General features: G+C 54.3%; 12 protein-coding genes and 2 tRNA genes. 8 read left to right on the top strand and 6 right to left on the bottom strand.

All coding sequences use genetic code 11. The features are described 5' to 3' along the window. Positions 1-25: 25 nt before the first annotated feature. Positions 26-430: a YfeC-like transcriptional regulator gene (locus tag AB2B48_RS11635; protein WP_368301838.1), complete on the bottom strand. Its 405-nt coding sequence runs from the start codon at positions 428-430 to the stop codon at positions 26-28. 9 nt (positions 431-439) lie between these two features. Next, the gene (locus AB2B48_RS11630) at positions 440-796 is read right to left on the bottom strand and encodes a YfeC-like transcriptional regulator (protein ID WP_185669499.1); all 357 of its coding nucleotides are present in this window, start codon (positions 794-796) and stop codon (positions 440-442) included. Between the two features lie 216 nt (positions 797-1,012). Here AB2B48_RS11630 and AB2B48_RS11625 point away from each other — a divergent pair. From AB2B48_RS11625 to AB2B48_RS11615, 3 genes are all read left to right on the top strand, one after another. Then, positions 1,013-1,088: transfer RNA gene (locus tag AB2B48_RS11625), tRNA-Ala, on the top strand. A 39-nt stretch (positions 1,089-1,127) separates the two neighbouring features. Continuing rightward, positions 1,128-1,203 (top strand) — tRNA-Ala (locus AB2B48_RS11620). Positions 1,204-1,388: 185 nt separating this feature from the next. Then, the gene (locus AB2B48_RS11615; RefSeq protein ID WP_368301837.1) at positions 1,389-3,581 is read left to right on the top strand and encodes an EAL domain-containing protein; all 2,193 of its coding nucleotides are present in this window, start codon (positions 1,389-1,391) and stop codon (positions 3,579-3,581) included. Positions 3,582-3,631: 50 nt separating this feature from the next. Here AB2B48_RS11615 and AB2B48_RS11610 read toward each other — a convergent pair whose 3' ends face one another. After that, positions 3,632-4,834, bottom strand: coding sequence for a NupC/NupG family nucleoside CNT transporter (locus AB2B48_RS11610; protein WP_185669501.1), 1,203 nt, complete (start codon positions 4,832-4,834; stop codon positions 3,632-3,634). 335 nt (positions 4,835-5,169) lie between these two features. On the opposite strand from AB2B48_RS11610, the gene AB2B48_RS11605 reads away from it, so the two are divergent. Then, positions 5,170-6,402, top strand: a complete 1,233-nt coding sequence (locus AB2B48_RS11605; protein ID WP_185669502.1) for an Nramp family divalent metal transporter — start codon at positions 5,170-5,172, stop codon at positions 6,400-6,402. A 66-nt stretch (positions 6,403-6,468) separates the two neighbouring features. On the opposite strand, the gene AB2B48_RS11600 is transcribed toward AB2B48_RS11605, so the two are convergent. Both AB2B48_RS11600 and mgrA read right to left on the bottom strand, forming a co-directional pair. Then, positions 6,469-6,780: a DUF2502 domain-containing protein gene (locus AB2B48_RS11600; protein WP_185669503.1), complete on the bottom strand. Its 312-nt coding sequence runs from the start codon at positions 6,778-6,780 to the stop codon at positions 6,469-6,471. Positions 6,781-6,905: 125 nt separating this feature from the next. Then, entirely contained in the window at positions 6,906-7,904 is a 999-nt protein-coding gene (gene mgrA, locus AB2B48_RS11595; RefSeq protein ID WP_368301836.1) for an L-glyceraldehyde 3-phosphate reductase, read from the bottom strand. Between the two features lie 170 nt (positions 7,905-8,074). Between mgrA and AB2B48_RS11590 the strand changes: the two genes are divergently transcribed. After that, positions 8,075-9,736 carry an alpha-keto acid decarboxylase family protein gene (locus AB2B48_RS11590; protein WP_368301954.1) on the top strand — a complete coding sequence of 554 codons (1,662 nt, stop codon included), beginning with the start codon at positions 8,075-8,077 and terminating at the stop codon, positions 9,734-9,736. Here AB2B48_RS11590 and AB2B48_RS11585 read toward each other — a convergent pair. Further along, positions 9,733-10,971 (bottom strand): ion channel protein, encoded by a 1,239-nt coding sequence (locus AB2B48_RS11585; protein ID WP_368301835.1) that lies wholly within the window; start codon positions 10,969-10,971, stop codon positions 9,733-9,735. The genes AB2B48_RS11590 and AB2B48_RS11585 overlap by 4 nt on opposite strands. A gap of 246 nt (positions 10,972-11,217) precedes the next feature. Here AB2B48_RS11585 and glk point away from each other — a divergent pair, with 246 nt between their 5' ends. The 3 genes from glk (at position 11,218) to AB2B48_RS11570 (ending at position 14,003) form a co-directional block, all read left to right on the top strand. Continuing rightward, positions 11,218-12,183 carry a glucokinase gene (gene glk, locus AB2B48_RS11580; protein WP_368301834.1) on the top strand — a complete coding sequence of 322 codons (966 nt, stop codon included), beginning with the start codon at positions 11,218-11,220 and terminating at the stop codon, positions 12,181-12,183. Positions 12,184-12,411: 228 nt separating this feature from the next. After that, positions 12,412-12,738 carry a PTS fructose transporter subunit IIB gene (locus AB2B48_RS11575; protein WP_035895492.1) on the top strand — a complete coding sequence of 109 codons (327 nt, stop codon included), beginning with the start codon at positions 12,412-12,414 and terminating at the stop codon, positions 12,736-12,738. Positions 12,739-12,758: 20 nt separating this feature from the next. Next, positions 12,759-14,003 carry a PTS fructose transporter subunit IIC gene (locus AB2B48_RS11570; RefSeq protein ID WP_368301833.1) on the top strand — a complete coding sequence of 415 codons (1,245 nt, stop codon included), beginning with the start codon at positions 12,759-12,761 and terminating at the stop codon, positions 14,001-14,003. Positions 14,004-14,014 lie beyond the last annotated feature (11 nt).

The following is a 14,014-nucleotide window of genomic DNA, read 5'->3' as shown; positions in this document are numbered from 1 at the left end:
AAAAAAGCGGGGGAACCCGCTTTTTTTATACCTTATCGTTCTGGTCGCCCAGCCCAAGTCGCGCCAGAAAACCGCAAATACCTTCACGGGCCAAAAGCCGACATAAGCGCTCTTGTTCCAGCGGCGTCATGTTGTTCTGCAATACGTCGCTAATTTGCCGCCAGACCGCATCTGAAGCATGTGCGGTGTAGCTGCCTGCGGGTTCATCAATTTGATTGTCGTTTGGCAACTGGCGGAAAGCCGGCGTATTCACCAGAAAATCCATCACCTCATCGGTAATAAAGATAAGCCGTGCGCGGCCGCCTTTAATGCCGGGCATCGGTTCGGTATGCCACTCTTTTTCACGAATCCAACGGTTGATAGTCTGCCGGGTCATCCCCAGCATCTCAGCCAGCTCTTCCGTGGACATTTTTGCGGGAAGTTTTTTCATAGACAGTGTTTAACCGCGAATTCCTAAACGTTGCAATAAACCGCTAATCCCTTCCCGTAGCAGCAGTGACGTGAGCTGTTTCTGCTCGGCCTCGGTCATTTCATCAACCAGCGTCAGCAGCAGCGTGTGGAAAGGATTGTCGCTACCGTTCACCGCATAGGGAGCCGAAGACTCAGAGGCGCGCTGGGCGCTATGGATGAATTCCATGACTTCGTCGTTAACGTGTACCAGACGGGCTTTTCCTCCCTGAACGCCGGGACGGGGTGACGTTTTCCAGCCCTCTTTACGCACCCATTTGTTGATGGTTTGTCGGCTGTATCCCGTCAGATGAGCAATCTCCTCCGGCGTCATTCGTTCCTTGAGCATACAATTTCCTGAGTCGCAGTGTGGGAATTACATGTCCATGTTATAGCATCGTTTTATGAGAAAACGTGACAGGTTTAACTCCAACCTGCGAGGAGGCGAGCAATATGGCGCGTTTGCCTGCTTTTTCAGCGATTAGAACTATTTCGCCTATTTTGCCGTTGACACTGTGTTAGGGAATTCATATTATGCCGCCCGTCAACACGACAGCTTTACGTTGGGGCTATAGCTCAGCTGGGAGAGCGCTTGCATGGCATGCAAGAGGTCAGCGGTTCGATCCCGCTTAGCTCCACCAAATCCTGCTCCCATCAGGTTTGGAACGTAAAGAAAATGTGGGGCTATAGCTCAGCTGGGAGAGCGCTTGCATGGCATGCAAGAGGTCAGCGGTTCGATCCCGCTTAGCTCCACCAAAATTCGAAACCCTCGCCTATGGCGGGGGTTTTTTGTTTTATGCGTATGAACAAAAAAACAGCATTTATATTATAAAAAGCATGCGTAGATCAGGATTTACTCAACTCGGTTTGCTTCGAATAATAACTATCAATAATATTTAAGCAGTCACTCTACGTACGATAAAGGATATCGGCAGATACGCATGACTGTGCAACGGAGCACCCCAATAAGGAAATTCGTCCTGGCATTGATTATTAGCCTGACGATGATTCCTGTTTCTCGATATATCTCTCCGACCGCGTTTTATGATGGTCATTCTGTATATCTGGCATGGTTACCGCTGAGCGTAATGATTGCGCTGATGATGCTGTTTGGCCGCCATGCCGTGCTGCCTCTGGCGCTGGGCTTTATCGCCACTAACTACTGGCAGCTGCACCTTTCGCCTTTTGATTCATTAATATTACTGTTCTGTCAGTTGACCGCCGTCTGCATTTCCAGCTTTATTTTATATTCCATGCTGGGTCGACGTTGGCGACATGGTTTGGATATTCATCATATTGGCTTACGTATTTTTTGGCTCGGGTTCATCGCGCCAATATTAGCTAAGATTATGATGTATATCGCGGGAGAATTGACCATTGTTCCCGTCGAAATGTTTAGCTATTTTAATGTAACATCCGTTATTTATGCGATTGTTGATATTCAAGGACTGGTTTGCGCATCCTTAATATTTACTAAACTGTTTTATTATCCATTGCGGATGTGCCTGAACACCCGCTATGCCAGAGTATTCTGGCGTAAAAACATTGCGGGCTATACGGGGTTAAGGGGCAAATGCTTCGTTATCGCCTGGATCTTCGCGTTGGTTTGCATGCTGTTTTTCCTCTGTGCGCCGTTCGGCGACAGCTACTTTGCCGGTTATCTCGTCCCCATCATCTTTATCTTTTTCGCCTTCGGTATCAGCCAGCTGTCGTATCCGTTGATCATGATAAGTTGGACGCTGTCCGCCTTTGTGCTGGTGATGTACAACAAAAATTTCCTACACGGCATTCAAACTCAGTACTCGCTCTCATTTATCCTATCGGCGCTGATCTCGTTTACCGTCTGTCTGCAGTACATGCTGCAAATCTACCATCGCAGCAAGCATCTGAAGCAGAAATGGCACGAGCAGGCCATGATTGATCCGTTGACCGGGCTGCCTAACCTGCGTGCGCTGGAGGATTATATGAAGGCGCCGGGCGTCACTAGCGTCTGCTGCCTGCACATCAAAAACCTGGACTTCCTCAGCCGCCACTACGGCATGATGATGCGTATTCAGTGCAAGCGCAGTATCACTCAGGTGCTGCAGCCTAAGCTCGATAACAATGAGAAACTCTTCCAGTTGCCGGGCAACGAACTACTGCTGGTGCTGAACGGCCCGGAAACGGAAGCGAGGCTTAACCATCTGGTGGATTTTCTGCGCCGTCAGGATATTCGCTGGAATAACACGTTGTTGACGCTGGAATACGGTATTTCGTGGGGCAGGGTGTGTACGCAGGACGACAATCTCTACCATACGCTTGGGCAGCTTAGCTGGCTGGCAGAACAGGCCGGTGAAGAGAGCCAGATACTGCAACTGGATAACGGCCAGGTGGAAGCCTATGACGAAACCGGCGACCGCGTTGTGCTCCTCAACCGTATTAAAAGCGCGCTGGAGTGGGACAACTTTGTCCTCTACGCGCAGCCTATCAGAAAGCCATCGGGCGAAGGCTACTATGAAATCCTTAGCCGACTGGTGGATGCCAACGGCATGGTGATGCCGGATAAATTTATCCCCATCCTGACGCAGTTCAACCTGAGCAAACGCTTCGACATGCAGGTGTTGGAAAACCTGTTCCGCTCGCTGCCGGCGTTTCCAGGACAGCGTTTTTCCGTCAACCTGATGCCCTACACGTTGATGCACAAAGAGAGTGCTGCCGAAATCATCGCGCTGTTCCGACGCTATCGGGTTAAGGTTCAGCGCATCATTATTGAAATTACCGAAGAACAGGCGTTTTCGAACTCGGATATCAGCATTCAGAACCTCAATAGACTGCGGGAATTCGGTTGCCAGATTGCGATTGATGACTTCGGTACTGGCTACGCCAACTATGAGCGCCTGAAGCGTCTTGAGGCCGATATCATCAAGATTGACGGCGCGTTTGTGCGTGACGTGCTCACTAACCCAATGGATGCGATGATCATTCGTTCCATCTGCGAACTGGCGGAGATGCAGGATCTGGAGGTTGTGGCGGAATATGTCGAGACCGAGGCGCAGCAGGCGCTGCTAATGGAGCTAGGTGTGGACTATATGCAGGGGTATCTCATTGATAAGCCAAGACCGCTTTGCGATATTGGCTACCAGACCGAGTCATAAATAAAAAGGGCCTGTAACAACGTTACAGGCCCTTTTTTAATGCGGGTAGATTACAGAACCAGTGCCGCGATAGAAGCAGACAGAACGCTCACCAGCGTAGAACCGTACACCAGCTTCAGACCGAAGCGGGAAACCACGTTACCCTGCTCTTCGTTCAGGCCTTTAATCGCGCCAGCGATGATACCGATAGAAGAGAAGTTAGCGAAGGAAACCAGGAATACGGAGATGATACCAACTGCGCGAGGGGAGAGTTCAGCGGCGACTTTCTGCAGATCCATCATGGCAACGAATTCGTTAGAAACCAGTTTGGTCGCCATGATACTACCCACCTGCAGGGATTCGCTTGCCGGTACACCCATAACCCATGCAACAGGATAGAAGATATAACCCAGAATGCCCTGGAAGGAGATGCTGTAGCCGAACCAACCGGTAACGGTCGCGAACAGGGCGTTCAGCGCGGCGATCAGGGCGATAAAGCCGATCAGCATTGCCGCAACGATAATCGCAACTTTGAAGCCTGCCAGAATGTATTCACCCAGCATTTCGAAGAAGCTCTGTCCTTCGTGCAGGTTAGACATTTGAATGTTCTCTTCGCTAGCATCCACGCGGTACGGGTTGATCAGCGACAGAACGATAAAGGTGCTGAACATGTTCAGTACCAGCGCCGCAACAACGAACTTCGGCTCCAGCATGGTCATGTAGGCGCCCACGATAGACATGGAAACGGTAGACATCGCCGTGGCCGACATGGTGTACATGCGGTTACGGGACATTTTGCCGAGGATATCTTTATAAGCGATGAAGTTTTCAGACTGGCCCAGAATCAGGGAGCTGACGGCGTTGAAAGATTCCAGTTTACCCATGCCGTTGATTTTAGACAGCACGGTACCAATCGCACGAATGATAATCGGCAGAATACGGATATGCTGCAGAATACCGATCAGCGCGGAGATGAAGACGATAGGGCAGAGCACCTTCAGGAAGAAGAAGGCCAGACCTTTATCGTTCATGCTGCCGAAGACGAAGTCGGTCCCGTTGTTCGCAAAACCAAGCAGTTTTTCGAACATTTCGGCAAAGCCGCGTACGAAGCCCAGACCAATGTCAGAGTTCAGGAAGAACCATGCCAGTAAAACTTCAATGACAAGTAATTGAATAACATAACGAATGCGAATCTGTTTGCGGTTGGTGCTGACCAGCAAGGCCAGGATCCCTACCACAACGAGCGCGAGAACAAAATGCAAGACGCGGTCCATATTTGCTCCAAACATGAGACGGGTTAAATTTTCTTGCACATTCTATGTAACATCATTAAATAAAACGAGATCTCCATCCCACTATATTTAGTTCCTGTGAGCAAACTCAAAATTAGTGATCAAAGATACATTTTTGTGATGTTAAGTAAATGTATGAAAAGTTCCTTTGTTGTACTACTCTCATCTTAAGCGTACACCAAACCCCCGCAACCTCCAGTCTGGCGATTGATTCCGGCTATCAGAGCAATCATTATCATCTTTTACAAATGAACTTGATAATCATTCGCATTCTGTTAGCCTGAAACATAGCAAAGGCTATGTTTTTGAGGCAGACCATGACAAACAGTCGCGTTGAGAGTAACACCGGTCGTGCAGCGCGCCGTATGCGGCTAGCGCTGATGGGGCCCGCATTTATTGCCGCCATCGGCTATATCGATCCCGGCAACTTTGCCACCAACATTCAGGCAGGGGCGAGCTTCGGCTATCAGTTGCTGTGGGTTGTCGTCTGGGCGAACCTGATGGCGATGCTGATTCAGGTGCTGTCCGCGAAGCTCGGTATCGCCACGGGAAAAAACCTGGCGGAGCAGATTCGCGACCATTATCCGCGCCCGGTGGTCTGGTTTTACTGGGTGCAGGCGGAAATTATCGCTATGGCAACCGATCTGGCAGAATTTATCGGGGCGGCAATCGGCTTTAAGCTGATCCTCGGCGTTTCGCTGCTGCAAGGGGCGGTGCTGACGGGGGTTGCCACCTACCTGATTCTGATGTTGCAGCGCCGTGGGCAAAAGCCGCTGGAAAAAGTGATTGGCGGCCTGCTGCTATTTGTGGCAGCGGCCTATATCGTTGAGCTGGTTTTTTCCCAGCCACAGATGGCACCGCTCGCGAAAGGGATGATTATTCCGTCGCTGCCTAACTCCGAAGCGGTGTTCCTCGCGGCGGGCGTGCTGGGTGCGACTATCATGCCGCACGTTATTTATCTGCACTCATCTCTGACTCAGCATCTGCATGGCGGCAGCGCCAAAGAGCGCTATCACGCCACGCGCTGGGATGTGGCGATCGCCATGACCATTGCCGGTTTTGTGAACCTGGCGATGATGGCGACGGCGGCCGCGGCGTTCCACTTCCACGGTCACACCGGCATTGCCGACCTTGATGAAGCGTATCTCACCCTCGAACCGTTGCTGAGCCATGCGGCAGCAACCATCTTCGGCCTGAGTCTGGTGGCGGCGGGACTCTCCTCCACGGTGGTTGGGACGCTGGCAGGTCAGGTGGTAATGCAGGGCTTTATTCGCTTCCACATTCCGCTGTGGTTCCGTCGTGCGGTGACGATGCTGCCGTCATTTATTGTGATTCTGATGGGGCTCGACCCAACGCGTATTCTGGTGATGAGCCAGGTGTTGCTAAGCTTCGGCATCGCGCTGGCGCTGGTGCCGCTGCTGATTTTCACCAGCAATCGTCAGTTGATGGGCGAACTGGTCAACACGCTGTGGATTAAACGGATTGGCTGGGTGATTGTGGCGATTGTGGTGGCGTTGAATGGGTGGTTGCTGCTGGGAACGTTGATGTAATAAACCCGCTTGTCCGGGCTACTTTTGATGTGTAGCCCGGACAAGAGCAGCAACTCCGGGAAAATATCAGTGATGATGCCCGTGTCCATGACCGCGCCCGCGTCCGCGATGATCGTCGCGGTCGCTCCAGCCTTCACGATAGCCGCGCTCATAGGCTTTGCGGTTATCCCAACCGCGGTGCCAGCCGTTATCGCGGTGATACCAGTTACGATGCCAGTAATCACGATCGCGCCAGCGACCGCCGTCCCAGTAATTACCGTAATTATCGCGATCGCCAATTTGTAATTTTACGGACGGCAGCAGGGTGATTTCACCAGCATTCGCGAACATCGGGGCCGATGCCATCAACACTGCCGCCAGAATCAGTGACCTGAACATACTTCTCTCCTATACGATCGTGGCCTGTAAGGCCTGTTAACGCAATATTACAATTCGGTAAATACCGCGATTATTGGGGTAACTCTTAAATCGTCAGGAGAGAGCACTTTTTGCTAAAGTCGCCGTTATTTTATACTGCGCAGAATACTATCGATGGTTTCGCTTTCCTCAGCGCTGAAATGCCGATTGCTCAGCATGCCCACTGCATCATCAAGCTGCGCGGTTTTGCTGGCACCAATCAATACCGACGTCACCGCCTGTTGGCGTAAAACCCACGCCAGCGCCATCTGCGATAGCTTCTGACCACGCTGCTCTGCGATAGCGTTAAGCTGGCGTACGGCTTCCAGCTTGCCGTCGGTCAACTGCTCTGGCTTCAGGAAGATGCTGCCGCTAGCGGCACGGGAGTCTGCCGGAATGCCGTGCAGGTAACGATCGGTCAGTTGCCCGCCCGCTAACGGTGAGAAGGCGATACAGCCGACGCCTTCCTGCTGGAGTACCTGAAGCAGGCCATTTTCAGGGCTTCGCTCAAGCATTGAATACTTCGGCTGGTGAATAAGACACGGTGTACCGAGGTCGTTCAGCATCGCAATAGCCTGACTTGCCAGTTCGGCCGGGTAGTTGGAAAGCCCGATGTACAGGGCCTTGCCCTGACGCACGATATGATCCAACGCACGCATGGTTTCCTGCAGCGGCGTTTCCGGGTCCGGGCGGTGGTGATAGAAAATATCGACGTACTCAAGCCCCATCCGCTTCAGGCTCTGATCGAGGCTTGAAATCAGATATTTACGTGAACCCCAGTCGCCATACGGCCCGTCCCACATGGTATAACCGGCTTTGCTGGAGATAATCAGCTCATCGCGGTAGGGCAGGAAATCTTCCCGCAGGATGCGGCCAAAGTTGCTTTCAGCAGAGCCTGGAGGCGGCCCGTAGTTGTTCGCTAAGTCGAAATGGGTGATCCCAAGGTCGAACGCGTGTTGCAGCAGTTGGCGGCTGTTTTCTACTCGCGTTTCATCGCCAAAGTTGTGCCACAGCCCCAGCGAAACGGCCGGCAGCTTGAGGCCGCTATTGCCGCAGCGCTGAAACGTCATGGTCTCGTAACGCGTCGGGCTTGCCTTGTAAACCATTGTGTCCTCCAGATTATCCGGTTGTGTATACGCTTACACTAGCGAATGTCCACCGACTCGTACACTCCTGAAATCTGTAAAAATTGCTTTCCAGGGGACTTTTTGACGAAATCTGGACAGCCTTAACACTTCCTCAATACTCAAAGAATACTGACTGGAGGAGGTGCATGATGACAACGTCCTATACCGTGGCAGATTATCTGCTTGACCGCCTCGCCGACTGTGGCGTTGACCACCTGTTTGGCGTCCCCGGAGACTACAACCTCCAGTTTCTCGACCATGTTATCGCGCACCGACAGATTCGCTGGGTCGGCTGCGCGAACGAACTCAACGCCGCCTACGCCGCCGATGGTTACGCGCGGATGCAGGGCTGCGGCGCGCTGCTCACCACCTTCGGCGTCGGTGAACTGAGTGCGCTGAACGGGGTAGCGGGGAGCTTTGCTGAACACGTTCCTGTTCTGCATATTGTCGGTGCCCCCTGTACCGGTGCTCAGCAGCGACGTGAGTGTTTACACCACACGTTGGGTGATGGCAATTTCGATCGCTTTCGCCAGATGAGCGCGCCTATCTCGGTAGCGCAGGGCGTGCTGGATGCTGCTAACGCCCGCGATGAAATTGACCGCGTGCTGCGCGATATTCTGCACTACTGCCGCCCTGGCTATCTGCTGTTGCCTGCGGATATCGCCGCGCTGCCAACCTCTCCTCCTGTAAACGCTCTCACGGCAAAACCTACGCCGGTTGACTCGACTGAACTGACCGATTTTGTTTCGCACGCCCGCGCGTTGTTGAATGACCGCAGCCGTGTCTCGCTGCTGGCCGATGTGCTTGCCCTACGCTTTGGTCTGCAATCGACGCTAAACAAATGGATGGATGCGCTACCGATCCCTCACGCGACCATGCTGATGGGCAAAGGGCTATTTAATGAGACGCATGCTGGGTTTGTGGGCACTTACAGCGGTGGTGCCAGCCAGCCGGAAACGCGAGCCGCAATAGAAGATGCGGAGGTTATTTTTTGCATCGGCACCTGTTTTACCGACACGATCACGGCGGGCTTTACCCACCAGATTCCGGTAGAAAAATCGATTGAAATCCAGCCTTTTGCCGCGCGGGTAGGGAAACGCTGGTTTAGCGGGATAGGCATGCAGGAGGCGGTGAATGCGCTTATCGCGCTGAGCCGTGACTTTTCCGCGCAGTGGCAAATTCAGCCCCCTCGGGCGCAGAAAACGGCGACGGCGGATACCGGGCAGCTAACCCAGCGCCACTTCTGGCAAACTCTGGATAAATATCTGATGCCGCACGACATTATACTGGGCGATCAGGGGACGGCGGCGTTCGGGCTTGCTGACCTGACGCTCCCGCAGGGGGCCAGCCTGATCGTGCAGCCGCTGTGGGGATCGATTGGCTACACGCTGCCGGCCGCATTTGGCGCGCAGACCTCGCAGCCGGAGCGGCGCGTAGTGCTGGTGGTGGGAGACGGGGCCGCGCAGCTGACGATTCAGGAGCTCAGCTCAATGCTGCGCGATGGGCTGAAGCCGCTGATTCTGCTGCTGAATAATGAAGGCTACACGGTCGAACGGGCGATTCATGGCCCGGAAGAGCGCTATAACGATATCAGCCTATGGAACTGGACCCAGCTGCCGCAGGCACTCAACCTGGATTGCCAGGCCGAATGCTGGAAAGTGAGCAACGTCTCGCAGCTTAGCGACGCGCTGGCGCGCGCCGCCCACCGGGACAGGCTGACCCTGCTTGAGGTGATGCTGCCGAAAATGGATATTCCGCCGCTGTTAAAAGCGGTCACCCAGGCGCTAGAGGCGCGTAACAACAGCCATTAATCCTTACGTTTGCGCGGCACCATCATTGTGGGTTTCCCCGCCAGCAGGAGCCAGGCGGGGAGCATCACGATGCACAGCAGCGGCAGCAGCGTGGTATCAGGCACCACCACGGCGGCCATAAACAGGCTCAGCCAGGCATCGCGAGTGACCACTAAAACCAGCCCCAGAATAGCGCAGGAGACGGTAATCGCCGCCGGAACGGCATCCACATGCGCATGCAGCATCAGGCCTAGCGCCACTGCGACAAATACCGCCGGGAAGATGCGCCCACCACGGAACCCGCAGGCGGCAGCCACGACCAGCGCCGCCAGCTTGCTGAGCGCAAACAGCATATAGTCGCCTGCGCCGAAGCTCTGCCCGGCTGTTAGCCGCTGCATCTCATCCAGCCCTTTAAACAGGGTGATTGGCCCGCCAACGGTGCCAATAATCCCCAGCACAAAACCGCCGACGCCGAGGATTAAGACCGGATGTTTCAATCGGTGCATCAGCGCGTGCAGATGCGGCAGGCACCAGACGGCGACCATACCGACGGCGATAGCAAAGACGGCGACAATCGCCCCGCTGAAAATATCGACGATGCGCAGCGTCTGATAATGCTCAATCGGCAGTGAAAACTGCGGATGAAAGAATACGCCGGTGGTTAATGCCCCGGCGGCGGCGGCCAGCAGCGGCGCAAACAGGCGGTCCCACAGCGGTGATTCGTTATTGCTGGTTAGCGTCTGGGTGAAAATCAGCGCGGCGGCAACCGGAGTGCCAAACAGTGCGCCGATGGTGCCCGCTGCGGCGAGAATGGTCCAGTCCAGCGAGCTGACACGCGGGAAGAAGCGTGCGCCCAGCGCAACCGCCAGCGCGATGTTCACCGACATAATCGGGTGCTCAGGGCCGAGGCTAACCCCGCCCGCCAGGCCGATAATTAACGCAAGTACCAGTCCCGGTAGATGTGAAGGGGGAACTGCCGCGCCGATTAACGGTTCGCTGGCCGGATCCGGCCCGGCATGACCGGGGCTATAGCGAATGACCAGACCGACGGCGATGCCGGTCAGGGTCAGCATCAGGATTATCCAAAAAGGGGAGTCAAAGGCCACGCCGAACGTCGCGGGCAGATTGCGCCACAGCAGATGTTGCAGCACGGCGGCAATTTTCATCACCACAATTAAAAGCAGGCTCGAGGCGATACCGATCAGCACCGCGGGAATAGAGAGCAACAACATCGTTCTGGCTCGCGGGTGGAGCATGTTTTTATCCTTTTGACTGAATGCTGAGGTTACTTTGCATTTTCCGGCGTTTACGTTCAGCGCAAATGATGCTGAAACGATACGGCGCGATAGCGCATCCGGCCTTTGCATCTGATAAGAATGAGGCAAAAAATGTGACCGGGATCGATAATCCTGGGGTGCTCACACAAACGTCATTGTCGTGAAAGCGCCTTGAATTTACAGTGTGACAAAGATTTATTCTGACTTTAGCGGAGCCGTAACGGAATGACAAAGTTTGCTTTAGTGGGTGATGTTGGGGGCACCAATGCGCGTCTGGCATTGTGCGATTTAGCCAGCGGTGAAATTTCGCAGGCGAAAACCTATTCCGGCCTGGATTATCCAAGCCTGGAAGCCGTTGTCCGCGTCTATCTCGACGAGCATAACGTGTCGGTCGAAGACGGCTGTATCGCGATTGCCTGCCCGATTACCGGTGACTGGGTGGCGATGACCAACCACACCTGGCAGTTCTCGATTGCGGAAATGAAGAAAAACCTCGGTTTCTCGCATCTGGAAATTATCAACGACTTCACCGCGGTCTCCATGGCGATTCCGATGCTGAAAAAAGAGCATCTGATCCAGTTCGGCGGCACCGAGCCGGTGGAAGGCAAACCGATCGCCGTTTACGGCGCGGGCACCGGCCTTGGCGTGGCGCATCTGGTTCACGTCGACAAGCGCTGGGTCAGCCTGCCGGGCGAAGGTGGCCACGTTGACTTCGCGCCGAACAGCGAAGAAGAGGGGATTATCCTTGAAGTGTTGCGCGAAGAAATTGGCCACGTTTCCGCCGAGCGCGTGCTCTCCGGTCCTGGCCTTATCAACCTCTATCGGGCCATTGTGAAGTCCGACAACCGCGTGCCGGAAAACTACAAGCCGAAGGATATTACCGAACGCGCGCTGGCTGATACCTGCACCGACTGCCGCCGCGCGCTGTCCCTGTTCTGCGTCATCATGGGCCGCTTTGGCGGCGACCTGGCGTTAACCCTTGGCACCTTTGGCGGCGTCTATATCGCCGGTGGCATCGTGCCGCGCTTCCTTGAGTTCTTCAAAGCCTCCGGCTTCCGTGGCGGGTTTGAAGATAAGGGCCGCTTTAAAGATTACGTACACCCAATCCCGGTCTACCTGATTGTCCACGACAATCCGGGGCTGCTGGGTTCCGGTGCGCACCTGCGTCAAACGTTGGGCCAAATTCTGTAAACTGTCGGAAAACCCATGTAGCCCGGCCGAGCGTTGCGACGCCGGGAACCACATCGCCAAACCGCGTTCATGACGCGGTTTTTTTTCGCCCGTTATTCATCATTCCGACGTTCGTCACATTTCCGTCAGGCGGGATTATTTGTCCAGTAAAAGCATTGTTCGTCTGCTAACAATGGTTGCGAAGTGTTAGCCATAATTCCCCTCGTTAACTATCTGAAGGAGTTTGTGATGACTAAAAAACTGATTGCAGTCTGCGCATGCCCGATGGGTCTGGCACATACCTTTATGGCAGCTCAGGCGCTGGAAGAAGCGGCGGTTGAAGCGGGATACGAAGTGAAAATTGAAACGCAGGGCGCAGACGGTATCCAAAACCGCCTGACGGCGCAGGACATCGCCGAAGCGACGCTAATCATCCACTCCGTTGCCGTCACGCCGGAGGATAACGAGCGCTTTGAAACCCGTGACGTGTACGAAATTACGTTACAGGACGCCATCAAAAATGCCGCTGGCATTATTAAAGAAATCGAAGAGATGGTTGCAGCCGAACAACAATAATTGTCGACAGGGATACCACTATGGCCATAAAGAAACGCAGTGCAACCGTTGTGCCTGGCGCATCCGGTGCTGCCGCGATAAAAACGCCGCCAGCCGCTCGAAACAGCTTTTGGGGCGAACTCCCGCAGCACGTGATGTCAGGGATTTCGCGCATGGTACCGACGCTTATCATGGGCGGGGTGATCCTCGCGTTCAGCCAGCTTATCGCCTACAGCTGGCTCAAGATCCCCGCCGATACCGGCATCATGGATGCGCTTAACAGCGGACAATTTACGGGCTTTAATCTTTCGCTACTGAAATTTGCCTGGCTGTCGCAGTCCTTTGGCGGCGTGCTGTTTGGCTTTGCGATCCCGATGTTTGCCGCCTTCGTGGCGAACTCCATCGGCGGCAAGCTGGCGTTTCCGGCCGGGTTTATCGGCGGGTTGATGTCCACTCAGCCAACCCAGATGCTTAACTTTGACTCGAACACGCTGCACTGGGTGACCACCGCGCCGGTTCCTTCCACCTTTATTGGCGCGCTGATTATCTCCATCGTCGCCGGTTATCTGGTGAAGTGGATGAACCAGAAAATCCAGCTGCCTGATTTCCTGTTGGCGTTTAAAACCACCTTCTTACTGCCGATCCTCTCTGCGATTTTCGTCATGCTGGCGATGTATTACGTCATCACACCTTTCGGCGGCTGGATCAACGGCGGTATTCGTACGCTGCTGACTACCGCGGGCGAAAAGGGCACGCTGATGTACGCGATGGGGATCGCGGCGGCAACGGCAATCGACCTCGGTGGGCCTATCAACAAAGCGGCAGGCTTTGTGGCCTTTAGCTTTACCACCGACCACGTTCTGCCGATTACGGCCCGTTCGATAGCGATCGTCATTCCACCGATTGGTCTGGGGCTGGCCACCATCCTTGACCGTCGCTTAACCGGCAAACGGCTGTTCAGCGCTCAGCTTTATCCGCAGGGGAAAACGGCGATGTTCCTGGCGTTTATGGGGATCAGCGAAGGGGCGATTCCGTTTGCATTGGAGAGCCCGGTTACCGCTATTCCGTCCTATATGGTAGGGGCCATTGTGGGTTCGACCGCCGCCGTCTGGCTGGGCGCGGTTCAGTGGTTCCCAGAGTCAGCTATCTGGGCGTGGCCGCTGGTGAGTAACCTTGGCGTCTATATGGCAGGGATTGCGCTGGGGGCGATTATTACCGCGCTGATGGTGGTGTTCCTGCGTAACCTGCAGTACCGCAGAGGCAAACTGCTGATTGAAAGCCTCTAAGGATAAGGACG

This window comes from Kluyvera sichuanensis (assembly GCF_040930405.1).
GTDB lineage: Bacteria > Pseudomonadota > Gammaproteobacteria > Enterobacterales > Enterobacteriaceae > Kluyvera > Kluyvera sichuanensis.
The sequence above is the reverse complement of the archived record's forward strand: the minus strand, read 5'-3'. Positions and strand labels throughout refer to the sequence as shown.

Bases quoted from the DNA above. Each gene is read 5' to 3' on its own strand.
- AB2B48_RS11635 (WP_368301838.1), bottom strand. From the start codon at position 430: ATGAAAAAACTTCCCGCAAAAATGTCCACGGAAGAGCTGGCTGAGATG.
- AB2B48_RS11615 (WP_368301837.1), top strand. From the start codon at position 1,389: ATGACTGTGCAACGGAGCACCCCAATAAGGAAATTCGTCCTGGCATTG.
- glk (WP_368301834.1), top strand. From the start codon at position 11,218: ATGACAAAGTTTGCTTTAGTGGGTGATGTTGGGGGCACCAATGCGCGT.
- AB2B48_RS11605 (WP_185669502.1), top strand. From the start codon at position 5,170: ATGACAAACAGTCGCGTTGAGAGTAACACCGGTCGTGCAGCGCGCCGT.
- mgrA (WP_368301836.1), bottom strand. From the start codon at position 7,904: ATGGTTTACAAGGCAAGCCCGACGCGTTACGAGACCATGACGTTTCAG.
- AB2B48_RS11575 (WP_035895492.1), top strand. From the start codon at position 12,412: ATGACTAAAAAACTGATTGCAGTCTGCGCATGCCCGATGGGTCTGGCA.
- AB2B48_RS11585 (WP_368301835.1), bottom strand. From the start codon at position 10,971: ATGCTCCACCCGCGAGCCAGAACGATGTTGTTGCTCTCTATTCCCGCG.
- AB2B48_RS11610 (WP_185669501.1), bottom strand. From the start codon at position 4,834: ATGGACCGCGTCTTGCATTTTGTTCTCGCGCTCGTTGTGGTAGGGATC.
- AB2B48_RS11590 (WP_368301954.1), top strand. From the start codon at position 8,075: ATGACAACGTCCTATACCGTGGCAGATTATCTGCTTGACCGCCTCGCC.
- AB2B48_RS11630 (WP_185669499.1), bottom strand. From the start codon at position 796: ATGCTCAAGGAACGAATGACGCCGGAGGAGATTGCTCATCTGACGGGA.
- AB2B48_RS11600 (WP_185669503.1), bottom strand. From the start codon at position 6,780: ATGTTCAGGTCACTGATTCTGGCGGCAGTGTTGATGGCATCGGCCCCG.
- AB2B48_RS11570 (WP_368301833.1), top strand. From the start codon at position 12,759: ATGGCCATAAAGAAACGCAGTGCAACCGTTGTGCCTGGCGCATCCGGT.